20 protein-coding genes are annotated in these 24,159 nt (G+C 63.1%); 16 read left to right on the top strand and 4 right to left on the bottom strand.

The annotated features are described in order from the left end of the window. The 15 genes from APH36_RS32340 to APH36_RS18485 form a co-directional block, all read left to right on the top strand. On the top strand, positions 1 to 188 hold a 188-nt coding region (locus APH36_RS32340), incomplete at its 5' end, for a hypothetical protein (protein WP_218187327.1). Between the two features lie 587 nt (positions 189 to 775). Next, positions 776 to 2,092, top strand: a complete 1,317-nt coding sequence (locus APH36_RS18550; protein ID WP_016713524.1) for a nucleotide sugar dehydrogenase — start codon at positions 776 to 778, stop codon at positions 2,090 to 2,092. A 74-nt stretch (positions 2,093 to 2,166) separates the two neighbouring features. Continuing rightward, on the top strand, positions 2,167 to 3,648 hold the full coding sequence (locus APH36_RS18545) for a glycosyltransferase family 2 protein (RefSeq protein ID WP_025753970.1): 1,482 nt from the start codon (positions 2,167 to 2,169) through the stop codon (positions 3,646 to 3,648). Positions 3,649 to 3,685: 37 nt separating this feature from the next. Beyond that, positions 3,686 to 4,852, top strand: coding sequence for an alginate biosynthesis protein Alg44 (locus APH36_RS18540; RefSeq protein WP_060499772.1), 1,167 nt, complete (start codon positions 3,686 to 3,688; stop codon positions 4,850 to 4,852). A gap of 12 nt (positions 4,853 to 4,864) precedes the next feature. Next, the gene (algK, locus tag APH36_RS18535; protein WP_060499771.1) at positions 4,865 to 6,292 is read left to right on the top strand and encodes an alginate biosynthesis TPR repeat lipoprotein AlgK; all 1,428 of its coding nucleotides are present in this window, start codon (positions 4,865 to 4,867) and stop codon (positions 6,290 to 6,292) included. After that, entirely contained in the window at positions 6,289 to 7,767 is a 1,479-nt protein-coding gene (locus tag APH36_RS18530; RefSeq protein ID WP_060499770.1) for an alginate export family protein, read from the top strand. Before algK ends, APH36_RS18530 begins: the two co-directional genes overlap by 4 nt. A 16-nt stretch (positions 7,768 to 7,783) precedes the next feature. Beyond that, a complete protein-coding gene (gene algG / locus APH36_RS18525; protein WP_060499769.1) occupies positions 7,784 to 9,343 on the top strand; it encodes a mannuronan 5-epimerase AlgG in 1,560 nt (519 codons plus the stop codon). 13 nt (positions 9,344 to 9,356) lie between these two features. Continuing rightward, on the top strand, positions 9,357 to 10,799 hold the full coding sequence (locus APH36_RS18520; RefSeq protein ID WP_060499768.1) for an alginate O-acetyltransferase: 1,443 nt from the start codon (positions 9,357 to 9,359) through the stop codon (positions 10,797 to 10,799). An 8-nt stretch (positions 10,800 to 10,807) separates the two neighbouring features. After that, entirely contained in the window at positions 10,808 to 11,911 is a 1,104-nt protein-coding gene (locus tag APH36_RS18515; protein ID WP_060499767.1) for a mannuronate-specific alginate lyase, read from the top strand. A 196-nt stretch (positions 11,912 to 12,107) separates the two neighbouring features. Next, positions 12,108 to 13,565 (top strand): MBOAT family protein, encoded by a 1,458-nt coding sequence (locus APH36_RS18510; protein WP_060499766.1) that lies wholly within the window; start codon positions 12,108 to 12,110, stop codon positions 13,563 to 13,565. 10 nt (positions 13,566 to 13,575) lie between these two features. Beyond that, complete coding sequence (locus tag APH36_RS18505) at positions 13,576 to 14,733, top strand: alginate O-acetyltransferase (protein WP_060499765.1); 1,158 nt, start codon at positions 13,576 to 13,578, stop codon at positions 14,731 to 14,733. 20 nt (positions 14,734 to 14,753) lie between these two features. Then, positions 14,754 to 15,401 carry an alginate O-acetyltransferase AlgF gene (locus APH36_RS18500; RefSeq protein ID WP_016713514.1) on the top strand — a complete coding sequence of 216 codons (648 nt, stop codon included), beginning with the start codon at positions 14,754 to 14,756 and terminating at the stop codon, positions 15,399 to 15,401. Positions 15,402 to 15,436: 35 nt separating this feature from the next. Further along, positions 15,437 to 16,891 carry a mannose-1-phosphate guanylyltransferase/mannose-6-phosphate isomerase gene (locus APH36_RS18495; protein ID WP_060499764.1) on the top strand — a complete coding sequence of 485 codons (1,455 nt, stop codon included), beginning with the start codon at positions 15,437 to 15,439 and terminating at the stop codon, positions 16,889 to 16,891. An 83-nt stretch (positions 16,892 to 16,974) separates the two neighbouring features. Next, on the top strand, positions 16,975 to 17,439 hold the full coding sequence (locus tag APH36_RS18490; RefSeq protein WP_060499763.1) for a hypothetical protein: 465 nt from the start codon (positions 16,975 to 16,977) through the stop codon (positions 17,437 to 17,439). A 16-nt stretch (positions 17,440 to 17,455) separates the two neighbouring features. Further along, positions 17,456 to 18,268, top strand: a complete 813-nt coding sequence (locus tag APH36_RS18485; RefSeq protein ID WP_060499762.1) for an SDR family oxidoreductase — start codon at positions 17,456 to 17,458, stop codon at positions 18,266 to 18,268. 129 nt (positions 18,269 to 18,397) lie between these two features. On the opposite strand, the gene APH36_RS18480 is transcribed toward APH36_RS18485, so the two are convergent. The 4 genes from APH36_RS18480 to APH36_RS18465 all read right to left on the bottom strand — a co-directional run bounded on the left by APH36_RS18480 (position 18,398) and on the right by APH36_RS18465 (position 23,499). After that, positions 18,398 to 19,849, bottom strand: a complete 1,452-nt coding sequence (locus APH36_RS18480; protein WP_060499761.1) for an efflux transporter outer membrane subunit — start codon at positions 19,847 to 19,849, stop codon at positions 18,398 to 18,400. Continuing rightward, entirely contained in the window at positions 19,846 to 20,907 is a 1,062-nt protein-coding gene (locus APH36_RS18475) for an HlyD family secretion protein (protein ID WP_060499760.1), read from the bottom strand. The genes APH36_RS18480 and APH36_RS18475 overlap by 4 nt, the downstream gene beginning before the upstream one ends. A 28-nt stretch (positions 20,908 to 20,935) precedes the next feature. After that, positions 20,936 to 22,477 carry an MFS transporter gene (locus APH36_RS18470; RefSeq protein WP_060499759.1) on the bottom strand — a complete coding sequence of 514 codons (1,542 nt, stop codon included), beginning with the start codon at positions 22,475 to 22,477 and terminating at the stop codon, positions 20,936 to 20,938. A gap of 116 nt (positions 22,478 to 22,593) precedes the next feature. Beyond that, positions 22,594 to 23,499: a LysR family transcriptional regulator gene (locus tag APH36_RS18465; protein ID WP_060499758.1), complete on the bottom strand. Its 906-nt coding sequence runs from the start codon at positions 23,497 to 23,499 to the stop codon at positions 22,594 to 22,596. Between the two features lie 178 nt (positions 23,500 to 23,677). Between APH36_RS18465 and APH36_RS18460 the strand changes: the two genes are divergently transcribed. Further along, positions 23,678 to 24,130 carry a universal stress protein gene (locus tag APH36_RS18460; RefSeq protein WP_060499757.1) on the top strand — a complete coding sequence of 151 codons (453 nt, stop codon included), beginning with the start codon at positions 23,678 to 23,680 and terminating at the stop codon, positions 24,128 to 24,130. Positions 24,131 to 24,159: the final 29 nt, after the last annotated feature.

Here is a 24,159-nt window from a genome sequence, read left to right as displayed (position 1 = left end):
GCGCCGCGCGGGCGGCGCTCGGTCTCACAGGCGAAGACCCTCTCAAGGCATGCCCATCCGAACCAACCACAAAAAGACTATTTTTTGACGCCAAAAAACCACCACCCATACCCTTATCACCAAACGCCATAAGACCGTTCATAGCTTTTTTGACGTTTTTTGAAAAATATTTTTCGATGCTGGCATAAAAACATCTCGCAACAGTTTCGTCCTTTATATACGGGGACAAAACACTCGCGTGCTATCAAATTGAAACTGTCCGCCACTGAAAAAATATTTAGAAATCTTTCATCCGGACGAAACCCACTCAGGAACTTCTCCCGCGACCTGCCGCTCATAGTGCCGTAACGCATTTCCTGCCTCCGGGTTGTGAGAGATGACTTACAGATGACACGGGCAGGTATCCACTACCTGCCTTGATAACTTCGACAGGTATCACGGAAACCCCGAAACCCTGTCCATGCAGGAGAGGCGCGCCCCTTACAAATCGTCCTAGTGGTTGATTTCAAAGGATTTTTCCACTTGAAAAAACAAGCACAGCAACGCGCCAAGTAGCGCATTGCAATAAAGACGGCTGCATTTCAGGGCACGTTTTTTAATAGATGGCTTTTTACTGCCAACTTTGAGTGCATAACTTCTTGCGCTCTGGATTTATTTTGCCTGCGCTCGGCGAAGTGTGCATTCGCCATGGATCCGTGCGCCCGAAAACTGTTGTTAATCAACCCGGCCGGCACTTTGGTAAGCGTCGGCGTGATAAACACATGAGGTGATAGCGATGCGTATCAGCATCTTTGGTTTGGGTTATGTGGGTGCAGTCTGTGCAGGCTGCCTGACGGCGCGTGGCCATGAAGTGATCGGTGTGGACGTGTCCAGCACCAAGATCGATCTGATCAACCAGGGCAAGTCGCCCATCGTCGAACCTGGCCTGGAAGCACTGCTGCAACAGGGCATCGCCAATGGCCGCCTGCGCGGCACCACCGACTTCGCCGAAGCCATCCGTGCAAGCGACGTGTCGATGATTTGCGTGGGTACCCCCAGCAAGAAAAACGGCGACCTGGGCCTGGAGTACATCGAGTCGGTGTGCCGCGAAATCGGCTACGTGCTGCGTGACACCACCCGCCGCCACACCATCGTGGTGCGCAGCACCGTGCTGCCGGGCACCGTCAAGAACGTGGTCATCCCGATTCTCGAAGACTGCTCGGGCAAAAAGGCCGGCGTTGACTTCGGCGTGGCGGTCAACCCGGAATTCCTGCGTGAAAGCACCGCTATCAAGGACTACGACCAGCCACCGATGACCGTCATCGGCGAACTGGACAGCGCCAGCGGCGACATCCTGCAGGCCCTGTACGAAGAGCTCGACGCCCCGGTGATCCGCAAGCCGATCGAAGTGGCCGAGATGATCAAGTACACCTGCAACGTGTGGCACGCCACCAAGGTCACCTTCGCCAACGAAATCGGCAACATCGCCAAGGCCGTAGGTGTGGATGGCCGTGAAGTGATGGACGTGGTCTGCCAGGACACCGTGCTGAACCTGTCCCAGTACTACATGCGCCCTGGCTTCGCCTTCGGCGGCTCGTGCCTGCCCAAGGACGTACGCGCCCTCACCTACCGCGCCGCCAGCCTCGACGTACGTGCACCGCTGCTCGACTCGCTGATGCGCAGCAACGAATCGCAGGTGCAGAACGCCTTCGAGCTGATCGAAGCCCACGACAAGCGCAAGGTCGCCCTGCTGGGCCTGAGCTTCAAGGCCGGCACCGACGACCTGCGCGAAAGCCCCCTGGTAGAGCTGGCCGAGCGCCTGATCGGCAAGGGCTACCAGCTGGACATCTACGACGAGAACGTCCAGTACGCCCGCGTCCACGGTGCCAACAAGGACTACATCGAGTCGAAGATCCCGCACGTGTCGTCGCTGCTCAACGCCGACTTCCAGCAGGTGATCGACAACGCCGACATCATCGTGCTCGGCAACCGTGACGAGCAGTTCCGCGCGCTGGCTCAGCAAGCGCCAGCGGGCAAGCAGGTGATCGACCTGGTCGGCTTCATGAGCAAGCCGACCTGCACCACCAGCCGCACTGAAGGCATCTGCTGGTAAGTGCCTGGCCGGGCAACGGAAGCCTCCCCACTTCCGTTGCCCACCCTCCCCCAAATTCTCGACGGATGCTGAACATGCAAAGGCTCCAGACCGTGCTGTTGCAGTGCGCCGGGTGGCTGCTCTACATGAGCCTGCTCATGCTGATCGCCCTGGCCCTGCCAGCCGATATCTTCGACTCGCAGTCGAAGCACTTCATCTTCCTGGTCGGCGCAGTCGGCATCTGGCGCTACTCCATGGGCGCCACCCATTTCATCCGCGGCATGATCTTCCTCTACGGTGTGTACCCGTACCTGCGCCGCAAGGTGCAGAAGATGGGCAATGCCACCGACCCGTCGCATGTGTACCTGATGGTGACCAGCTTTCGCATCGAAGCGCTGACCACCGCCCAGGTGTACAGCTCGGTGATCCGCGAGGCGATCAACTGCGGCTTCCCCACCACCGTGGTCTGCTCGCTGGTGGAAATGTCCGATGAACTGCTGGTGAAAAGCCTGTGGGCCAAATACAACCCGCCAGCCCATGTGAAGCTGGACATCGTGCGCATTGCCGGCACCGGCAAGCGCGATGGCCTGGCCTACGGCTTCCGTGCCATATCGCGCATGCTGCCGGACGAAAACGCCGTGGTGGCGGTGATCGACGGCGACACCGTGCTGGCCGATGGCGTGGTCCGCAAAACCGTGCCGTGGTTCAAGCTGTTCCCCAACGTCGGCGGCCTGACCACCAACGAGTTCTGCGAAGTACGCGGCGGCTACATCATGAGCGAGTGGCACAAGCTGCGCTTCGCCCAGCGCCACATCAACATGTGCTCCATGGCCCTGAGCAAGCGCGTGCTGACCATGACCGGGCGCATGTCGATGTTCCGCGCCAGCGTGGTGACCAACCCTGAGTTCATTGCCGACGTCGAAAGCGACTCGCTGATGCACTGGCGACTGGGCCGCTTCAAGTTCCTCACCGGTGACGACAAGTCCAGCTGGTTCAGCCTGATGCGCCTGGGCTACGACACCTTCTACGTGCCGGACGCCGCCATCAATACGGTCGAGCACCCGCCCGAAAAGAGCTTCTTCAAGGCCAGCCGCAAGCTGATGTACCGCTGGTACGGCAACAACCTGCGGCAGAATTCCCGTGCGCTGGGCCTGGGCCTGGGCCGCCTGGGGCTGTTCACCAGCATTGTGCTGTTCGACCAGCGCGTGTCGATGTGGACCAGCCTGCTGGGGCTGACCGTGGCGGTGATCGCCAGCCTCAAGTTCGGCCTGGCCTTCCTGCTGGTGTACCTGCTGTGGATCGGCATCACCCGCCTGATACTCACCGTCATGCTGCTGTGCTCCGGCCACAACGTAGGCCCGGCCTACCCGCTGATTCTCTATTACAACCAGATCATCGGCGCGCTGATGAAGATCTACGTGTTCTTCCGCCTCGACAAGCAGTCGTGGACGCGTCAGCCCACTGCCCTCAAGCGTGACCTCGCCAGCTTTCAACAATGGTTCAACACCTGGTCCTCGCGGACCATGACCTTCTCGGCGGCCAGCATCTTCGTTGCTGTGCTGTTCATGGTCGTGTGAGCCCAACCCGGATCGGATCTAACAGGAACAAACCACCATGAATACCGCCGTGAACGTCAATGTCGTGCATGAGTCCGAAGCCCAGCGCCAACACGCCCGGGTGCGCATTCCCGCCAAGCTGCGTTTTCTGGACGCCCAGCGCCAAACCCATGAGGTGAAGGTCGACGACCTTTCTGCCGGTGGCCTGAGCTTCCACACCAAGCAGCCATTGTCGGTAGGCGATGTACTGCGCGGGCGCCTGCAGTTCGTGGTCGACAACCTGGGCCTGTCGATCGACATCGAGTTCCAGGTGCGGTCGTACAACCCGAGCAGCGGCCGTACCGGTGCGCAGTTCCAGAACCTCGAACCCCGCGACATCGCCACGCTGCGGCACATCATCACCAGCCACCTGTCCGGTGAGCTGATCAGCATCGGCGACGTGCTCAGCACCCTGCAACGTGACAACTTCACCAAGGCGCGTAAGCAAAAAGACGGCGGCTCGGGCCTGAGCGCCTTTGGCCGGTTCAAGGCAGTCACCGTCACCTTGGGCGTGTTCGTGGTCGGCGTCGCGGCTTTCGGCTTTGTCGCCAAGTCGTTGTACGGCATGTATTTCATCAGCCATGCCGAAGCCGGTGTGGTCGCGGTACCGACCACCACCATCACCATGCCGCGCGACGGCACCGTGAGTAGCCTGGTCGAGGGCGGTGGGCAGATCGCCAAGGGCGCGCCATTGGCCAGCTTCACCACCAGCATGCTCGACATGCTCAAGGGCAATCTGGACGACTCGCAGCTGGAGCCGGCGAAGATCGAAGAGCTGTTCGGCAAGCAGCTGTCCGGCACCCTCACCAGCCCCTGCGATTGCGTGGTCGCCCGCCAGCTGGTGGACGACGGCCAGTATGCCGCCAAGGGCCAGCCGATCTTCCAGCTGATCCCGCGCACCACCACGCCCATGGTCGAAGCCCGCTTCAGCTACCGCCAGTTCGACGAGGTCAAGCCAGGTACCCGGGTCAACTTCCAGGTAGCCGGCGAAGACGAAGTGCGCACCGGCCAGATCGTCAGCAGCGCCAGTCTCAACAGCGACGACCTCGCCTCCGACATTCGTGTGCAGATCAAGCCTGACAGCGGCCTGCCTGCCGAACTGGCCGGCCGCCCGGCTGCGGTCAACAGCGACCGTGGCCCATCGCTGAACTGGCTGATCGACAAAGCCGTCGCCCGTGGGCTGTAAGAGGATCACAGCATGATTCCCTACAAGAAGAGCACAAGCCTGGGCCTGTGTGCCCTGGCTGCCGCCATCACCCTGGCCGGCTGTGCCGGCCTGCCCGACCAGCGCCTGGCCAACGAAGCCATGAAACGCGGTGACACGGCCTTGGCCGAGCGCAACTACAAGGCCCTGGCCGACCTGGGCTACAGCGAAGCGCAAGTGGGCCTGGCCGACATCAAGGTGGCCACCCGCGACCCGTCGCAAATCAAGGAAGCCGAGGCCACCTACCGCGCCGCAGCGGCCACGTCGCCCCGCGCTCAGGCGCGCCTTGGCCGCCTGCTGGTGGCCAAGCCCGACAGCACCCAGGCCGAGCGCGAGGAAGCCGAGTCGCTGCTCAAGCAAGCCGCCCGTCAAGGCGAAAGCAACACCCTCATTCCGCTGGCGATGCTCTACCTCAGCTACCCGCAGAGCTTCCCCAAGGTCAACGCACAGCAGCAGATCGACCAATGGCGCGCCGCCGGCAACCCGGAAGCGGGCCTGGCCCAAGTGCTGCTGTACCGCACCCAAGGCACCTACGACCAGCACCTGGGCGAGGTGGAGAAAATCTGTAAAGCCGCCCTGAACACCACCGACATCTGCTACGTCGAACTGGCCACCGTGTACCAGAAGCGTGGCCAGGCCGACCAGCAAGCCGCCCTGCTTGACCAACTGAAAGCCGCCTACGCCCGTGACGCCGTGCCGGCCACCCGGGTCGACAGCGTTGCCCGTGTGCTGGCTGACCGCAGCCTGGGCCAGACCGACGAGAAAACCGCCAAGGAGCTGCTTGAGCAGGTGGCTCCGGTGAACCCAGCATCCTGGGTCAGCCTGGCACAACTGGTGTACGACTTCCCCGAACTGGGCGACACCGACCAGTTGCTGGCCTACATCGACAAGGGCCGCGAAGCCGAACAGCCGCGCGCCGAACTGCTGCTGGGCCGCCTGTACTACGAAGGCAAGACCCTGCCAGCCGACGCCAAAAAGGCCGAGCAGCACCTGCAGGCTGCCGCCGACGCAGGTGAGATCAGCGCCCATTACTACCTGGGCCAGCTGTACCGCCGTGGCTATTTGGGCAACGTCGAGCCGCAGAAGGCTGTCGACCACCTGCTGGCCGCCGCCCGTGGCGGGCAGAACAGCGCCGACTATGCCCTGGCCCAGCTGTTCAGCGAAGGCCACGGCATCCGCCCGCAACCGGGCAACGCCTGGGTGTTCGCCCAGCTGTCGCAGGTCAACCCGACGCCGCAATCGGGCGAACTCTTGCAGCAACTCGACCAGCAACTCACGCCTGATCAACGCAGCCAGGCCCAGCAACTGCTGGACCAAGAAAAGCAGGCACGCGGCAGCATGGCCCAGGGCGCGAACAGCACCCTGGCACTCGAAGCCCTGCAAGACGACGAAAAAGAAGTAGACGGTGAGGACTCGCTATGACGCTCAATCCCTTCGTGAAAGCTGGCATCGGCCTGAGCTTCGCCCTGCTGTGGTCCTGCCCGACCCTGGCGGAAATGACCGCTGAGAAAAACTTCGGCCTGGACGTGAAAATCACCGGCCAGTCGGAAGACGACCGCGACCTGGGCACCCGCCCTGGCGGCGACGTCAACGGCCTGGGCCTGGACTTGCGCCCGTGGGTGTACGGCGAACGCGGCAACTGGAGCGCCTACGCCATGGGCCAGGCCGTCGCCGCCACCGACACCATCGAAACCGACACCCTGCGCCAGAACGACGACGGCACCACCACCGACACCGGTGACGACAGCCGCCAGCCAGACAAAAGCTACCTGGCCATGCGCGAATTCTGGGTGGGCTACAGCGGCCTCACCGCCTACCCCGGCGAGCAACTTCGCCTCGGTCGCCAGCGCCTGCGCAGCGACGATGGCATGTGGCGCGACACCAATATCGAAGCACTGAACTGGACCTTCGACACCACCCTGCTCAAGGCCGACCTGGGCGTGGCCCAGCGCTTCAGCGAATACCGCACCGACCTCACCGAACTGGCCCCGGAAGACAAGGACCGCACCCACATCTACGGTAACGTCGCCACACAGTGGACCCCTGGCCACTGGGTAGGCGTGCGCGCCCACCACACCCACGACAGCGGCAGCCTGAAAAACCCGGGCGAAACCGTCGACGCACTGGACAAGACCCGCACCGGCGACCTGACCTGGCTGGGCCTGGAAGCCAACAGCGACGCCTACAACTGGCGCAACGACCATACCGTCAACTACTGGGGCAGCGTCACCTGGCTGACCGGTGACCGCGACACCCTCAGCAGCCAGGCCGTCGGCGACGAGCAGGTTGCCACCGGCAAGCAGAGCGGCGATGTCAATGCCTGGGCCACCGACCTCGGCATTCGCCTGCGCCTGGACCCGCAATGGCAGGTCGGCGCGGCCTATGCCCGTGGCAGCGGCGGCGGTGGCGACGACGGTTCGAACAACTTCGAGCAGACCGGCCTTGAGAGCAACCGCTCCAACTTCACCGGCACCCGCTCGCGCGTGCACCGCTTCGGTGAAGCGTTCCGTGGCGAACTGGGCAACCTGCAGGCCGCCACCCTGTTTGCCTCCTGGCAGCTGCGCGATGACTACGACGCCAGCCTGATCTACCACAAGTTCTGGCGTGTCGACGGCAACCAGAACATCGGCTCCAGCGGCATCAATGCCGCCGTCGACGACAACGGCGTCAACCGCCAGCTGGTCGACGGTGAAAAAGACCTTGGCCAGGAAATGGACGTGGTCGTGACCAAATACTTCAAGCAAGGCCTGTTGCCAGCCTCCATGAGCCAGGCCATCGACGAGCCATCCGCCCTGGTGCGCCTGCGCGCCGGTGTGTTCAAGCCGGGCGACGCCTATGGCAAGGAAGCGGATTCGTACATGCACCGCGCCTTCGTCGACGTGATCTGGCGATTCTGAGGCCGGGAGAGACCTGATGAACCTTCACCCGCACTTACGTCACAGCCTGTTGGCCAGCGCCTTGCTGCTGGCAAGCCACCTGGTCGCCGCCGCAGAACCTCAGGTCATTGCCAAGGAACTGCAGCAGGCCAAGACCTACACCGTGGCCAGCGCGCCGATCGAGCCGCTGCAGATGGACCCGCCCAAGCTGCCCGACCTGACCGGCTTCACCGCCGAGGCGGTGCAGAAGAAGATCGACCGCAGCCACAAGGGCAAGGTCAGCCTGCGCCGCATGTTCCAGGAAGACACCCTCAAGGAATTCGTCGGCGGCGACAACAAGGCGGCCGAGTGGGTGCAGCGCCAGCACGGTATTCCGCAGGCGATCTTCGTCGATGACGGCCATGTCGACCTGGTGGAACTGAGCAAGAAGGTGCCCAGACAGTACCTCAGCGAAGTCGAGCCGGGCGTGTACCTGGCACGCCTGCCGATTGTGGTCGGGCAAAAGGGCATCCTCGAGATCGACGGCAAGGTCAAGCAGTTGCGCCTGTCCCAGGAGGGCGGTTCGTTCCTAGTCAACGACGGCAAGCTGTTCGTCACCGACACCCAGGTGACCGGCTGGCGCGAAAAGGACAACGGCCCGGCAACCTTCCGCTCGCCCAAGGAATTCCGCCCGTTCCTGCTGTCGTGGGGCGGCACCGAGACCTACATCGTCAACACCAAAATGGCCAGCTTCGGCTACGCCAAGTCCAAGTCGTATGGCGTGAGCATCTCACAGTACACGCCGAACATGGCCAAGCGCATGGGCCGCCCGGAACCCACCGGCTGGATCATCGGCTCTGAGTTCAGCGACATGTGGTACGGCTTCTACTGCTACGAGACCCAGGACTTCGTGGTGAAGGACAGCACCTACCGCGACAACATCGTGTACGGCATCGACCCGCACGACCGCTCGCACCGCCTGATCATCGCCGGCAACACCGTGTACGGCACCAAAAAAAAGCACGGCATCATCGTTTCTCGTGAGGTGAACGACAGCTGGATCATCAACAACAAGAGCTACGACAACAAGCTCTCGGGCGTGGTGATCGACCGTAACAGCGTCAACAACCTGATCGCCTACAACGAGATCTACCGCAACCACACCGACGGCATCACCCTGTACGAAAGCGGCGACAACCTGATCTGGGGCAACAAGCTGATCAACAACCGCCGCCACGGCATCCGCGTGCGTAACAGCGTGAACATTCGCCTGTACGAAAACATCGCCATGGCCAACGGCCTGGTGGGCGTTTACGGCCACATCAAAGACCTGTCCGATACCGACCGCGACATTGCCCTGGACCCGTTCGACACCAAGGTGTCGCTGATTCTGGTGGGCGGTGAACTGACGGCCAACGGCTCCGGCCCGCTGTCGATCGACTCGCCGCTGTCGGTCGAGCTGTACAAGGTGCAGATGCTCGCCCCGCGCAAGGCCAGCGGTATCAGCCTCAACGGCATCCTGGGTGAACGCCAGGACGAAATCCTCGACCTGCTGGTGCGCCAGCAAAAGGCTGTGCTGATCGACCCGGTCGAACGCCAGACCGAAATGATCGATTAAGGAAGCCCAGACCATGACCCCACACCTGATGAAACTGCTGGGCCTGTCCGCCGCCCTTCTGGCGATCAGCCAGGGCGTGCGCGCCGACGAGGTGAAGGCCCCCACCTTCAGCGCCGAGCCGTGCTGCCAGCTGTGCCCTGAAGCGCACGACGCCAGCCGCTACACCACCCGTTACCAGCAGAACTTCACCACGCTGGTGCAGGCCAAGGGTGACTGGCTGTTCCGTACCCGCGAAGACCTGCGCACCGAGTTCAACACCACCCCGGCCGGCTACAAGCGCCTGCAACAGGTACACGATGCGTTCAAGAAGCGTGGCGTGGAACTGGTGGTGGTGTACCAGCCGACCCGTGGCCTGGTGAACCGCAACATGCTCAACCCGGCCGAGAAAGCCGCCTTCGATTACCAAAAGGCGTTGGGTAACTACCAGGCCATGCTCAAGCGCTTTGCGAGCATGGGCTACAACGTGCCCGACCTGTCGCCGCTGACCAACGAACAGCTGGCCGCCGCCGACCAGGGCAAGGACTTCTACTTCCGTGGCGACCAACACTGGACGCCATACGGCGCCGAACGCGCCGCCAAAATCGTGGCCGACACCGTGCACCACATGCCGGCCTTCGAAGGCATCCCGCGCAAGGAATTCGAAACGAAAAAATCCGGGCGCATGGGCAAGACCGGCACCCTGCACAACGTCGCCGGCCAGCTCTGCGGCACCAGCTATGCGGTGCAGTACATGGACCAGTTCGCCACCGAGCCTAAAGGTGCCAGCGGTGGTGGCGACGACCTGTTCGGTGACGGCGGCAACGCGCAGATCACCCTGGTCGGCACCAGCCACAGTGGCAAGAACTACAACTTCTCGGGCTTCCTCGAACAGTACATCGGTGCCGACGTGCTCAACGTCGCCTTCCCTGGCGGTGGCCTGGAAGGCTCGATGATCCAGTACCTGGGCAGCGAGGAATTCCAGAAGAACCCGCCGAAGATCCTGATCTGGGAGTTCTCCCCGCTATACCGCCTGGACCAGGAAACCATCTGGCGGCAAATCCTTGGCCTGCTCGACGACGGCTGCGACGACCGCCCGGCCCTGATGAGCGCCAGCACCACCCTCAAGCCCGGCAAGAACGAACTGATGGTCAACGGCAAGGGCGGCGTGATCAAAGAGCTGATCAACCGCAACCTGCAGATGGACGTGAAGTTCGAAGACCCGTCGGTGAAGGTGTTGCAGGCCACCCTGTGGTACCTCAACGGCCGCCACGAAGACATCAAGCTGGAAAAACCGGAAACCTCCGACACCGACGGCCGCTTTGTCTTCCAGATGCGTGAAGACGAGGACTGGGCCAGCCAGCGCCTGCTGGCGTTCGAGGTGCAGGGGCCGGAAAGCGGCACCCAGAAAGTCGAAGCCAAGCTCTGCAAACGCAACAACTTCGCCGTGCCCGCGCACACCGCGCAGGCCGGCCAGTGAGGCGACCCATGACCACCTTCAAGCAAATTTTCCGCCCCGCCCTGCTCGCGCTGGCCCTGTTCGGGGGGGCCGCGCACGCCGCGCTGGTACCCCCCCAGGGGTACTACGAAGGGATCGAAAAGCTCAAGACAGGCGACGGTCATTTCCGCTGCGAAGCAACGCCTAAGCCGTACACAGGTGCGCTGCAGTTCCGCAGCAAGTACGAAGGTTCGGACAGTGCCCGGGCAACCCTCAACGAGGATTCAGAGCAGGCCTTCCGCGATTCCACCAAGGACATCACCACCCTGGAGCGTGGCGTGGCCAAGATGGTCAACCAGTACATGCGCGACGGACGCCCGGCACAACTCGACTGCGCCCTGACCTGGTTGGGCACCTGGGCGCGTGCCGATGCGCTGATGTCCACCCACTACAACCACACCGGCAAATCCATGCGCAAATGGGCGCTGGGCAGCATGAGTGGTTCGTGGTTGCGCCTGAAGTTCTCCAACTCGCAGCCGCTGGCGGCGCACCAGGCCGAGGCCGAGCTGATCGAGAAATGGTTCGCCCGCCTGGCCGAGCAAACCGTGCGCGACTGGAGCAACCTGCCGCTGGCGAAGATCAACAACCACAGCTACTGGGCCGCCTGGTCGGTCATGGCCACCTCGGTGGCGACCAACCGCCGCGACCTGTTCGACTGGGCCGTGAAGGAATACAAGATCGGCGCCAACCAGGTCGACGAGCAGGGCTTCCTGCCCAACGAGATCAAACGCAAACAGCGCGCCCTGGCCTACCACAACTACGCCCTGCCACCGCTGGCGATGATCGCCAGCTTTGCCAAAGCCAACGGTGTGGACCTGCGCAGCGAAAACAACTTCGCCCTGCAGCGTCTGGGTGAAGGCGTGCTGTACGGCGCTCGCGACCCTAAGCACTTCGCGGAACGCGCAGGCGAAAAACAAGACATGAAAGACCTCAAGGTCGACAGCAAGTACGCCTGGCTCGAACCCTGGTGCGCGCTGTACCAGTGCGTGGGCGACACGCTCGAACGCAAGCACGGCATGCAGCCGTTCGACAGTTTCAGGCTCGGCGGCAACCTGACCCGGGTCTATGACCCGAGCGCAGAGAGCAAGAAATGAGCTAACCCCTGTATGGGATCGGAACCTGTGGGAGCGGGCTTGCCCGCGAACAAGGGCGAAGCCCTTGCCATGCACCGCGAAAACTTCTTCGCGGGCAAGCCCGCTCCCACAGGGACCTAAGTTGCCTCCCGGTTTTGCACTGGGGGGTTTGGGGGGCGCTGTGCCCCGGATGCTGTGAACAAAAAGGAGAACCGGGATGGTCTTCTCGTCCAACGTGTTCCTGTTCCTGTTCTTGCCGATCTTCCTCGGCCTGTACTACTTGAGCGGGCAACGCTATCGCAACCTGCTGCTGCTGGTCGCCAGCTACATCTTCTATGCCTGGTGGCGGGTGGACTTCCTGGCCCTGTTCGCCGGGGTCACCCTGTGGAACTACTGGATCGGCCTTAAAGTCGGCGCCTCCGGCGTGCGCACCAAGCCGGCCCAGCGCTGGCTGCTGCTGGGCGTGGGCGTCGACCTGGCGATTCTCGGCTACTTCAAATACGCCAACTTCGGTGTCGACAGCCTGAACGCGATCATCAGCTCGTTCGGCCTGGAGCCGTTCATTCTCACCCATGTTTTGCTGCCGATCGGTATCTCGTTCTACATCTTCGAGTCGATCAGCTACATCATCGACGTGTACCGTGGCGACACCCCGGCTACCCGCAACCTCATCGACTTCGCAGCGTTCGTGGCGATCTTCCCGCACCTGATCGCCGGCCCCGTACTGCGCTTCAAGGACCTGGTCGACCAGTTCAACAACCGCACCCACACTCTGGACAAGTTCTCCGAAGGTTGCACCCGCTTCATGCAGGGCTTCATCAAGAAAGTGTTCATCGCCGACACCCTGGCGGTAGTCGCCGACCACTGCTTCGCCCTGCAAAACCCGACCACGGGCGATGCGTGGCTGGGCGCGCTGGCCTACACCGCGCAGCTGTACTTCGATTTTTCCGGCTACAGCGACATGGCCATCGGCCTGGGCCTGATGATGGGCTTCCGCTTCATGGAGAACTTCAAGCAGCCCTACATCAGCCAGTCGATCACCGAGTTCTGGCGGCGCTGGCACATCAGCCTGTCGACCTGGCTGCGCGACTACCTGTACATCACCTTGGGCGGTAACCGCAAAGGCACCTTCAACACCTACCGCAACCTGTTCCTGACCATGCTGCTGGGCGGCCTGTGGCACGGCGCCAACTTCACCTACATCATCTGGGGCGCCTGGCACGGCATGTGGCTGGCCATCGAGCGTGCGCTGGGTATCGACACCAATCCGCAGCGCTTCAACCCGGTGAAATGGGCGTTCACCTTCCTGCTGGTGGTGGTCGGCTGGGTGATCTTCCGCGCCGAAAACCTGCACGTGGCAGGCCGTATGTACGGCGCCATGTTCAGCTTTGGCGACTGGCAGCTGTCGGAACTCAACCGCGCCAACCTCACCGGCCTGCAAGTGGCAACCCTGATCATTGCCTACATCACGTTGGCGTACTTCGGCCTGCGCGACTTCTACCGCAATGCCAAGCCGACGCCCAAGGCTACCCCGGTGCAAGTCAACGCTGACGGCTCGATCGGCCTGGACTGGACCCGGGTGATGACCCGCGCCCTTGTGCTCCTGCTGTTCGTGGCCTCGATCCTCAAGCTTTCGGCGCAAAGCTACTCGCCGTTCCTGTACTTCCAGTTCTGAGGCCGATGACATGAACCGTACTTTACGCATCACCTATTCACTGTCGTTCCTCGGCTTGCTGGTGGGCATGGGCGTGTGGTCCACCGGTGGCCTGCAAAGCTTCCAGCGCACCGAGCAGATGACCGTGCTCAACGGCAAGCTGGCCAAGGCCGCCGAAACCCACTACGACGCCGAATTCCCCATCAAGCGCCTGGGCACCAACCTCTGGGCCGCGTTGGACTTCAAGCTGTTCAACGAAGGCCGCCCCGGTGTGGTGCTGGGCCGCGACCAGTGGCTGTTCAGCGACGAAGAGTTCAAGCCCACTGCCGGTGCCGAGCAACTGATGCAGGAAAACCTAGCGCTGATCCGCGGCGTGCGCGACACCCTGCAGCAGCACGGCAGCCAGCTGGTACTGGCCATCGTGCCGGCCAAGGCGCGTATCTATTCGGAATACCTGGGCAAGGAGCAACCGGCCAGCCTGCACGACGACCTGTACAACCAGTTTCATGCCCAGGTGCGCCAGGCCAACGTGTTCGCCCCGGACCTGCAAGCGGCCATGGAACAAGCCAAGGCCCGTGGCCAGGTGTTCCTGCGCACCGACACCCACTGGACGCCGATGGGCGCCGAAGTGGCAGCGCAGGCGCTGGCTGAAGCCGTAAGCCGACAGAACCTGCTCAACGGCGAGCCGCAAACCTTCGTCACCGAAGCCGGCAGCACGGCGCCGTACAAAGGCGACCTGACCAACTTCCTGCCGCTCGACCCGCTGTTCAGCAACCTGCTGCCAACCCCGGACAACCTGCAACAACGCACCACCCACCCGGCAGAAGCAGCGGCTGAAGGCGACGACGCCCTATTCGCGAACAACGAAATCCCGGTAGCGCTGGTGGGCACCAGCTACAGCGCCAACCCGCACTGGAACTTCCTGGGTGCGCTGCAACAAGCCCTGCGCAGCGACGTGGCCAACTACGCCGAAGACGGCCATGGCCCGCTGCTGCCAATGCTCAAGTACCTGCAAACCGATGCCTTCAAGAACGCCGCACCGCAAGTGGTGGTGTGGGAGTTCCCCGAACGTTATCTGCCCATGAAAAACGACCTCAGCAGCTTCGACCCGCAGTGGATCGCGCAGCTGAAGAACACCCGTAAATCCGAAGAAAACCTGGCCTTGTCGTCCACCCGGACGAACCACTGAACGATAGAGAGGAAATGCACATGACTACCAAGACTTCCATTGCCAAAGCCCTCACCCTCGCGGCCGGCCTTTCCCTTGCTTCGATGCAGGCCTTCGCCGGTGCCGACGCCGCCCTGTATGGCCCAAGCGCGCCGAAAGGTTCGACCTTCGTGCGCCTGTACAACGCCGCCAGCGCACCCGCTGCCGCTTCGGTCGGCAACACCCAGATCAAACAGGTAGGCGCTCAGGCCAGCAGCGACTTCAGCTTCCTGCCAGGCGGCGACTACACCGCCCAGGTCGGCGGCAAGAGCGTGCCGGTGAAGCTGGCCTCGGACAAGTACTACACCCTGGTCAACAGCAGCAGCGGCAACCCCCAGCTGATCGAAGAACCGCCTTTCAAGAACAAGCAGAAAGCCCTGGTGCGCGTGCAGAACCTGAGCGACCAGCAGCTCACCCTGAAAACCGCCGATGGCAAGACCGAAGTGGTCAAGCCGGTGGCCGCCAACGGCCGTGGCGAACGTGAAATCAACCCGGTGAAGGTCAACCTGGCGTTGTTCCAAGGCGACAAGAAAGTGGGCGACGTGAAACCCGTCGCCCTGGAGCGCGGCGAAGCCGCAGTGCTGTACGTAACGGGTTCCGGCAACGCCTTGTCGCCGGTGTGGGTAACTCGCCCCGTGGCTAGCAACTGATCCCTCTGCCTATTAACGACTATTGGAGAAACATGATGATCCCGGTAATTCTTTCTGGTGGTAGCGGTTCGCGTCTGTGGCCTCTGTCGCGCAAGCAGTTCCCCAAGCAGTTCCTGGCCCTGACCGGCGAACACACGCTGTTCCAGCAAACCATCGAGCGCCTAGTGTTCGAAGGCATGGACACGCCGATCGTGGTCTGCAACAAGGACCACAAGTTCATCGTTCAGGAGCAGCTGGCGGCGCTGAAACTGGAAACCCAAGGCATCCTGATGGAGCCGTTCGGCCGAAACACCGCACCCGCCGTGGCCATGGCCGCCATGAAGCTGGTCAACGAAGGCCGCGACGAGCTGATGCTGGTGCTGCCCGCCGACCATGTGATCGATGACCAGAAGGCCCTGCAACGCGCCCTGGCTCTGGCCACCGTGGCCGCCGAGCGTGGCGAGATGGTGCTGTTCGGCGTGCCGGCGACCAAACCGGAAACCGGCTACGGCTACATCCGCTCCAGCCAGGACGCCCTGCTGCCCGAAGGTGTGGCGCGGGTTGCCCAGTTTGTTGAAAAGCCCGACGAGAAACGCGCCGCCGAGTTCGTCCAGGCCGGTGGCTACTTCTGGAACAGCGGCATGTTCCTGTTCCGCGCCAGCCGCTTCCTCGAAGAGCTGAAAAAGCACGACGGCGACATCTATGACACCTGCGTGCTGGCCCTGGAGCGCAGCCAGGAGGATGGCGGTGTGCTGAGCATCGACGAAGCCACCTTCGCCTGCTGCCCGGACAACTCCATCGACTACGCGGTGATGGAAAAAACCCAGCGCGCTTGCGTGGTGCCGATGTCGGCCGGCTGGAGCGATGTGGGCTGCTGGTCATCGCTGTGGGAGGTGCACGAGAAGGACGAGGATGGCAACGTCACCAAAGGCGACGTGGTGGTGCAGGACAGCCGCAACTGCATGATCCATGGCAACGGCAAGCTGGTGTCGGTGATCGGCCTGGAAAACATCGTGGTGGTCGAGACCAAGGACGCCATGATGATCGCCCACAAGGACAAGGTCCAGGGCGTGAAGCAGATGGTCAAGACCCTGGACGAACAGGGCCGCACCGAAACCCAAAACCACCTGGAAGTGTATCGCCCGTGGGGCTCGTACGACTCGGTGGACATGGGCGGCCGCTTCCAGGTCAAGCACATCACCGTCAAGCCGGGCGCCAGCCTGTCGCTGCAGATGCACCACCACCGTGCCGAGCACTGGATCGTGGTGTCGGGTACTGCCGAGGTGACGTGTGACGAGAACGTGTTCCTGCTGACCGAGAACCAGTCTACGTACATTCCGATTGCCTCGATCCACCGCCTGCGCAACCCGGGCAAGATCCCGCTGGAGATCATCGAAGTGCAGTCCGGGAGTTACCTGGGCGAGGATGATATCGAACGTTTCGAGGATGTGTACGGACGAACCTCCACACCCGTCGAGCGTGGTGTTTCAGTGAAGACCATCGCGCAGTAAGCAACACCGAGGGCCGCTTTGCGGCCCTTTCCCATTTCAGGCTACGATGGTCAGACAGTGCGCAACCAAGGTCTGCCCGCCCCATGATCATCGGTGCCTTCCTCATTCTTACCTGGCTGGTGCTGCTGTTGCGCTACCCGGCCAAGGCCCTGCCGATTTCGCTGGCTGCTGTGTGCGGCCTGGGTTTGGTGGCGTTGTTTGTCGTCTGGCAGGACAACCGCGAAACCTCACGACTGGCCCGCCTGGACTTGCGCCTCGTTTATGCCCCCGAACAATGCCCTGCCGACCGTGCGTTGCAAGTACGCATGAGAAACGGCAACAAGGTGCCGCTTACCGAACTGCGCTGGCGGGTGGCGGCGTATGCGCCGGGCGATACCGTGAACCTGGCCGAGAACACCTACAACGCCCCACGCTATCGAGGGCCGGGTGAATTGCAGCCAGGGGCCGAGTGGAAAGACTGCCTGCCATTGCCACCGCTGCGCTCCGGGTACCGGCCGCAAACGCTGGAATTCCGTGCCGAACACCTGCAAGGCACCTTCGCCAATTAATCAAAGGCCTCCCCCCATGCCCACCGTTCTGATCACCGGTTGTTCCAGCGGCATCGGCCGCGCACTGGCCGACGCCTTCCGCGATGCCGGCCACACCGTCTGGGCCACTGCGCGCAAGGCGGAGGATGTTGAAGTGTTAAGCGCCGCCGGTTTTACCGCGCGGCAGTTGGACGTAAATGACAGCGAGGCCCTGGCCCGCCTGGCCGAGGAGCTCGAAACCCTCGACATCCTGGTCAACAACGCCGGCTACGGCGCCATGGGCCCGTTGCTCGACGGTGGCGTGGACGCCCTGCGCCAGCAGTTCGAAACCAACGTGTTCGCCGTGGTGGGCGTAACCCGCGCGCTGTTCCCGTTGCTACGCCGCTCACGAGGAACAGTGGTGAACATCGGCAGTGTTTCCGGTGTGCTGGTCACACCGTTCGCCGGTGCCTACTGCGCCTCGAAAGCCGCTGTACATGCCTTGAGCGATGCTTTGCGCCTGGAGCTGGCGCCGTTCGGTGTGCAGGTGATGGAAGTGCAGCCGGGCGCGATTGCCTCGCAGTTTGCCAACAACGCCCAGCGCCAGGCGGAGCAGGTGCTGGCGGCGGATTCGGCGTGGTGGCCGTTGCGTGAGCATGTACAGGCACGGGCGCGGGCTTCGCAGGACAAACCGACTTCGGCGGCGGTGTTTGCCCAAGGCGTACTGGCGGCCGCTGGTAAGTCACCGGTACCCGCTGTGGTGCGGTTGGGGAATGGCAGTACGGCGCTGCCGCTGATGGCCCGGTTGCTGCCTCGGCGGGTGCTGGATTGGGCGTTGCGCAAGCGGTTTGGGCTACTGCGGCCGCTGTGAGTTTTGGGCTGCCTGTACCGGCCTCTTCGCGGGCAAGCCCGCTCCCACAGGATCCCACCAGGCCCTAGGCCTGCGCTGTACCTGTGGGAGCTGGCTTGCCGGCGATGGGCCGGACAGCGGCCCCGCTTTTTATGCTTTCTTCACCGGCTGCTCATCAAACGCCTGCCAGCCACCCCCTAGGGCCTTGTACAGCCCCACCAGCGCCTGGGACACCGCCGCCGAGCTGTCGATCCACTGCTCCTCGCTGGCCAGCAATGCACCCTGCACCGTCAGCACATTGAGAAAGTCCACTGCCCCTTCCACATACTGGCGCTGGGCGGTTTCCAGGGCGATGCGGTTCTGCCTCACAGCCTCGGCCAAGTGGTCACGGCGCAACTGGCTGGCGTTGTACAGGCGAAGCACATCGTCGATCTCATGCCAGGCGCCCAGCACCACCTTGCGGTAGTTCAGCGCCGCTTCCTGCTGCTGCGCCTCGCGCAGTTCCAGGGTGCCCTTGAGCCGGCCACCCTCGAAGATCGGCAACGACAACTGTGGCCCGAAGGCAAAGCGGCGCGAATCCCAGCCGCCGAAATCAGACAACTGCATGGCCTGGAAACCGACGCTGCCCGACAAGCGGATACTCGGATAGAAATCAGCCTTGGCCACCCCAATGCTAGCCGTGGCGGCATGCAGGCGGGCTTCGGCCTGGCGGATGTCCGGGCGGCGCTCGGCCAGTTCGGACGGCAGGCCGATGGCAAACTTCTGCTGCGGCGCGGGTAGTTCACCGCCTCGCAGCAACTCAGTCTGGAGGCTGCGCGGCGGTTCGGCGGCGAGCAGGCTGAGGGCGTTGATCAAGTCATCGCGCCGGGCCTCCAGGCTTGGCAGGCGGGCTTCGATAGAAGCGACCTGGGCACTGGCCTGGGCCACGTCCAGACGCGTGGCGACACCTTCGGCCTGGCGATCTTCGGAGAGCTTCAGGCTGTGTCGGGCGACCTTCAGGTTGTCCTGCGTCACATCAAGGGTGTGCTGTACAGCACGCAACTGGATGTAGTTGCCGGCGGTCTCCGACAGCAAGGCCAGCAGCACCCCACGGCGGTCATTCTCGGCCACTTCGACCGTGGCATCAGCAGCCTCCACCTGGCGCCGCACGCGGCCCCACAGGTCCAGTTCCCAACCGGCCACCAGGTCGCCCTGCCAGAGGTTGTAGGCCTCTTTGCCCGCCTTGCCAGACGGGTCGCTCAGGCCTTCGGCGCTGTTGCGGGCACGGCTGTAGCCAGCGTTCGCGTCTACCGACGGCACTTCATCAGCCGCCACGGTGCTGCGCAAGGCGCGGCTTTGCAGCAAGCGGGCACTGGCCATCTGCAGGTCGAGGTTGCGTTCGGCAACGCGCTGGATCAGCGCACTGAGCTGTCCGTCATGAAAGGTTTCCCACCAGCGCAGCTCCAGCGGTTCGGCTTGCGGCTGGCTGGGTGCTGCCTGGCCTTGAACCGGCGCCCACTGTTGCGGTGCCTGGCTGTCGGGGCGCAGGAAGTCCGGGCCCATCGTGCAACCGGCCATCAACACAGCCAGCAGCAAGGGGCTCAAGCGTAATGCAGGTTTCATCGTGCGCTTACCTCTTTGCCATCCAGCTTGTCGCCACGGGTATCGATGGTCGCCTCCACCGACATGCCCACCCGCAAGCGGGAGAGCAACGGCTGCCCGTCATCGAACACGATCTTCACCGGGATGCGCTGCACAACCTTGGTGAAGTTGCCGGTGGCGTTGTCTGGCTTGACCGCAGCGAAGGTCACGCCGGTAGCCGGGGCGATACTCTCTACGTGGCCTTGCAGCGTTTCACCGGAGAAGGTGTCAACGCTGATACTCACCGGCTGCCCCGGCTGCACATGGGTCAGCTGGGTTTCCTGGAAGTTGCCGACCACATAGGCCTGCTGCAACGGCACCACCGATAACAGGCGTGCGCCGGGATTGACGTAAGCGCCCACGCGCAGGGCGCGCTCGCCGACCATGCCATCCACCGGCGCCGTGATGCGGGTGTAGGACAGGTCGAGCTGTGCCTTTTCCACACCGGCTTCGGCACGCTTGAGCTGGCCATCGGCACTGGCCACCTGGGCGGTGAGGATGTCCACTTGCTTACGCGCCGCCACCAGCGCCGCCTGGGCATTGGCCAGGCGAGCGCGGGCTTGGTCGACGCCGCTGCGTGCCTGCTGGGCATTCTGAACGGTACCAGCGCCCTGCTCGGCCAGGCGGCTGTAGCGGTTGACTTCATGGTCGGCGAACGCTGTTTCGGCCTGGGCCGCTTTCACCGCCGCCTCGGCCTGGGCAATCAATGCGGCCTGGCGCTCGAGCGTGGCGCGGGCATCGGCACTTTGCGCCTGAGCCACCAGCAACTGGGCCTGAGCGGCATCCAGGGCGGCCTGGTAGTCACGGGCATCGATGGTCGCCAGCAACTGGCCTGCCGAGACCTGCTGGTTGTCTTCTACCCGTACGTCCTTGATGAAGCCTGCCACCTTGGGCGCGACTACGGTGTAGTCGGCAATGACGTAGGCATCGTTGGTGCTCTGGCGGTGGTCGCTGCCGAACATCCAGGGGCCGACAATGCCAGCCAGAACGGCCACGGCCAATACCGAGCCAATGAACAGGGTTTTGCGGTTGTTGGTCATTTCAGCGGTTCTCGAATTCATCCAGGGTTCAGGCCACCGCACGCGGCGGGTAGACCCGGGTAGGCACGAAAGGAATCAGGCAGATCAGGGCCACGGCGATGCCAGCCATGACCAGGTAGAGGTCGGCGGAGGTCAGCACCAGCGCCTGGTCGTGAATACGCCGGGCCAGGCCCGCAACGCTGTCGTCGACCAGCGGGGCGTTGCCCAGGCTGTCCACCAGGTGATTGGAGTGGAAGTGCCGGCGCAGGGTGCCAAGTGCATCCAGCAAGCCACCCGCGATGACTGCAGACAGGCCTTTGACAGTGTTGAACCAACTGGAGGCGAACGGGCCTTCCTGTGGGGTCATCCCGTTGGTGGACAGCATCAGCAGTGGCAGCACCGCCATGGGCTGGCCGAACACCTGCAACAGGTAGAACGGGTAGAAGTCGCCACGGATCCACTCGCTGGTCAGCAGGCTGCTGCCGACACATGACACCGCCAGCATCGCCAGGCCGATGCCCAGCACCCAGCGGCAGTCCACTGCGCGGATGTTGCACAGGGCTGCCGTCAGCGGCAGGGCGATCAGTTGCGGCATCGCCACCAGCATCATCAGCGGGCTGGTCTGTGCCGGGCGGTAGCCCTGGATCTGCGCAAGGTACGCCGACGGGATACTGCCCACGCCCGACAGTACGATCAACACGCCGGCCAAGGTCACCAAGGCGAAACTCAGGTTGCGCCGCTGCAGCATGCGCAACTGGAAAAACGGCAGCGGCTCGGACCATTCGTTGAACATGAACAGCACCAATAGCAGCAGGCCACCACCCAGCAGCCAGCAGATCAGCGGCGAATCGAACCAGCCCCAACGGTCACCCAGCGACAGGCCCAGCACGATGCAACCGATGGCGGGCAGGCCCAGCAACACGCCGCGCCAGTCGAACTGCTTGAAACGCTCCAGGCGCAGCGGGTCTTGCGGAAGGCCCCAACCCACGCAGACGATGGCCAGCGCCGACGGCAGGATGATCTGCCAGAAGGCCCATTGCCAACCGACGTATTCGGTCCATAGCCCCGCCAGCGGCGTGCCAAGGTTGGGGCCGAAAGTGGCGGTCAGTGCATAGCAGGCCAGGCCATAGACCTTGATGCCCGGCGGCAGAAAGCGCAGGGCCACGCTCATCAGCATCGGCGGCAACGCACCCGAGGCAAAGCCCTGGAGTACACGCAGCAGCATCAGGCTGTGCAGGTTGGGGGCGAACGGCTGCAGCAGGCCAAGCACGGCGAACAGGCCAATGGCGCTCATGGTGAAGCGCCGCAGTGAGAAGGTGGTGGCCAGCCACGGCGCAAAGGCCATGGCCGAGACCGAGGCGGCGCTGTACACCGCCAGCAGCCAGGCGCCTTCATCGGCACCGATGCCCATGGCTCCGCGGATATCGGCCAGGGAAATCTTGGTGACTGACTCGTTCAGGCCCGCGCACAGCACGGCCAGCAATACACCGAACAGCCCCACCACCACCTGCACGCCGAACGCCGTCTGCGCAGGTGCCACCGGCGCGGGGGCGGCGGCCAACGCCGCAGAGGGTGCGGTCAGGGAACTCATGAAATTACATCTCCAGCAACCATTTCGAGGCTGGAGCAAGTTTAAGAAGGTCGAATGCTGACGAAAACTGACTTGTTGGCAGTTTTATATTGTGTCAGACGCAATCGTCAGCAGCGTCACGGATCAATACTGCCGCACGCTTTCAACGTCTGGCGTAGCCAGCGATGTGCGGGATCGTTATCGAATCGCGGGTGCCATGCCTGCTTCACATTGACCTTTTCCAACGTCACGGGGATCTCGAACGAGCGCAATGGCAACTTCAACCGCTGCACACTGTTGAGGATATTGGCCGGTATCGGCAGGATCAGGTCTGAATCGGGCAACGAAAACATGGCCGAGTGGAAGCTGGTGGTGATCAGCGCTACCCGACGCTCCACCTTGTGGTTGGCCAGCGCCACATCGATCGGCCCATTGGCGCGGCCACGCCGGGATACGCTGATCTGCGGGTAGGCGGCGAAACGCTCAGGGGTGATCGGGGCGTCGAAGATCGGGTGCCCCACACGCGCAAGGCCCACGAAGTAGGTGTTGAACAGGCTCTGCACCTTGATTTCCGGGCCCAGCACAACGGCCGAACTGATGATCAGGTCGATATGCCCGTTGCGCAGCACCGCATCATCGTCACCACTGCCCTCCGGGACGAACCGCAACACCGTACGCGGCGCCTGGGCCAGCATCATGCGCAGGAGCTGGGCGCCGTACAAGGCAATGAACAGATCATTGGTGCGAATGTTGAAGGCACGGTCCAGGTTCACCAAGTCGACATCGTCTCGGCTGCGGAACACCTGCCCGGCCTGCTCTACCAGCCTATGCACCTGCTCGCGCAGGGCCAGCGCCCGTGGCGTCGGTACCAGGCCACGACCGGCACGCACAAGAATCGGGTCGCCCATGGCCTCGCGAATACGCCCCAAGGTCCGGCTCATCGCCGCCGGGCTCAGGTTCATGCGCTGTGCTGCGCCGACCACGCTGCCCTCGTCGAGCAGGGCATCGAGGGCGACGAGCAGGTTCATGTCCGGGAGTTGCATGGCCGTTTTCCGTGGCAGCTGTGGGAATGGCGATGGTAGCAGGTTGGTGGATTGCACCAGACGCAATGCGCTCGTGCGTGGCGGGGCATTTATTCGATGGTCGGGTTCGGCCTTAAATGCAGCATTGGCAGGCCCGCGAAGAGGCCGATCCTGTAAACACATCAGCCAAGGATCCAGCATGCCCTCCCCAGTCCTGATCGCCATCGACGCCTCCCCCGCTTCCAGCGCCCTGCTCACCCTCGCTCGCCGCTACTGCCGCCCCGGCGAACACGAACTGCACGTATTGCTGGCCATCGACTCCACCTTCGCCGTCCACGACCAACCCGCGCCCTACACCGCTGAAGAACTGGAGGAATACCCCGCCGCCTGCGAGGAACAGCAACATGCCGACCACGCTGTGGCCGAGGCCGTGCGCGCGTTGCAGCAAGCCGGCTTCGCCAGCCAGGGCTGCATGGTGGCCGGGCAACCGGTCGAAGTGATCGTGACCAAGGCGCAGGAGCTGAACTGCGAGCTGATCATCATGGGCCACCGCCACCTGTCGCGGCTGGGGCGGTTGCTGGACCCGTCGATCAGCGCGAAGGTGATTGATCGGGTTAAGGTGCCGGTATTGGTGGGGGCTGCGGGTGAATGACTTGAGAGGTGTACCGCCTGGTAGATCGA

The organism is Pseudomonas sp. NBRC 111133 (assembly GCF_001320605.1).
In the GTDB taxonomy this organism is placed as follows: domain Bacteria; phylum Pseudomonadota; class Gammaproteobacteria; order Pseudomonadales; family Pseudomonadaceae; genus Aquipseudomonas; species Aquipseudomonas monteilii.
This window is presented reverse-complemented; position numbering and strand designations above follow the sequence as displayed.

What these genes read in the sequence shown, in the direction of transcription:
- APH36_RS18550 (WP_016713524.1), top strand. Translation starts at nt 776, where the DNA reads ATGCGTATCAGCATCTTTGGTTTGGGTTATGTGGGTGCAGTCTGTGCA.
- APH36_RS18545 (WP_025753970.1), top strand. Translation starts at nt 2,167, where the DNA reads ATGCAAAGGCTCCAGACCGTGCTGTTGCAGTGCGCCGGGTGGCTGCTC.
- APH36_RS18540 (WP_060499772.1), top strand. Translation starts at nt 3,686, where the DNA reads ATGAATACCGCCGTGAACGTCAATGTCGTGCATGAGTCCGAAGCCCAG.
- algK (WP_060499771.1), top strand. Translation starts at nt 4,865, where the DNA reads ATGATTCCCTACAAGAAGAGCACAAGCCTGGGCCTGTGTGCCCTGGCT.
- APH36_RS18530 (WP_060499770.1), top strand. Translation starts at nt 6,289, where the DNA reads ATGACGCTCAATCCCTTCGTGAAAGCTGGCATCGGCCTGAGCTTCGCC.
- algG (WP_060499769.1), top strand. Translation starts at nt 7,784, where the DNA reads ATGAACCTTCACCCGCACTTACGTCACAGCCTGTTGGCCAGCGCCTTG.
- APH36_RS18520 (WP_060499768.1), top strand. Translation starts at nt 9,357, where the DNA reads ATGACCCCACACCTGATGAAACTGCTGGGCCTGTCCGCCGCCCTTCTG.
- APH36_RS18515 (WP_060499767.1), top strand. Translation starts at nt 10,808, where the DNA reads ATGACCACCTTCAAGCAAATTTTCCGCCCCGCCCTGCTCGCGCTGGCC.
- APH36_RS18510 (WP_060499766.1), top strand. Translation starts at nt 12,108, where the DNA reads ATGGTCTTCTCGTCCAACGTGTTCCTGTTCCTGTTCTTGCCGATCTTC.
- APH36_RS18505 (WP_060499765.1), top strand. Translation starts at nt 13,576, where the DNA reads ATGAACCGTACTTTACGCATCACCTATTCACTGTCGTTCCTCGGCTTG.
- APH36_RS18500 (WP_016713514.1), top strand. Translation starts at nt 14,754, where the DNA reads ATGACTACCAAGACTTCCATTGCCAAAGCCCTCACCCTCGCGGCCGGC.
- APH36_RS18495 (WP_060499764.1), top strand. Translation starts at nt 15,437, where the DNA reads ATGATCCCGGTAATTCTTTCTGGTGGTAGCGGTTCGCGTCTGTGGCCT.
- APH36_RS18490 (WP_060499763.1), top strand. Translation starts at nt 16,975, where the DNA reads ATGATCATCGGTGCCTTCCTCATTCTTACCTGGCTGGTGCTGCTGTTG.
- APH36_RS18485 (WP_060499762.1), top strand. Translation starts at nt 17,456, where the DNA reads ATGCCCACCGTTCTGATCACCGGTTGTTCCAGCGGCATCGGCCGCGCA.
- APH36_RS18480 (WP_060499761.1), bottom strand. Translation starts at nt 19,849, where the DNA reads ATGAAACCTGCATTACGCTTGAGCCCCTTGCTGCTGGCTGTGTTGATG.
- APH36_RS18475 (WP_060499760.1), bottom strand. Translation starts at nt 20,907, where the DNA reads ATGACCAACAACCGCAAAACCCTGTTCATTGGCTCGGTATTGGCCGTG.
- APH36_RS18470 (WP_060499759.1), bottom strand. Translation starts at nt 22,477, where the DNA reads ATGAGTTCCCTGACCGCACCCTCTGCGGCGTTGGCCGCCGCCCCCGCG.
- APH36_RS18465 (WP_060499758.1), bottom strand. Translation starts at nt 23,499, where the DNA reads ATGCAACTCCCGGACATGAACCTGCTCGTCGCCCTCGATGCCCTGCTC.
- APH36_RS18460 (WP_060499757.1), top strand. Translation starts at nt 23,678, where the DNA reads ATGCCCTCCCCAGTCCTGATCGCCATCGACGCCTCCCCCGCTTCCAGC.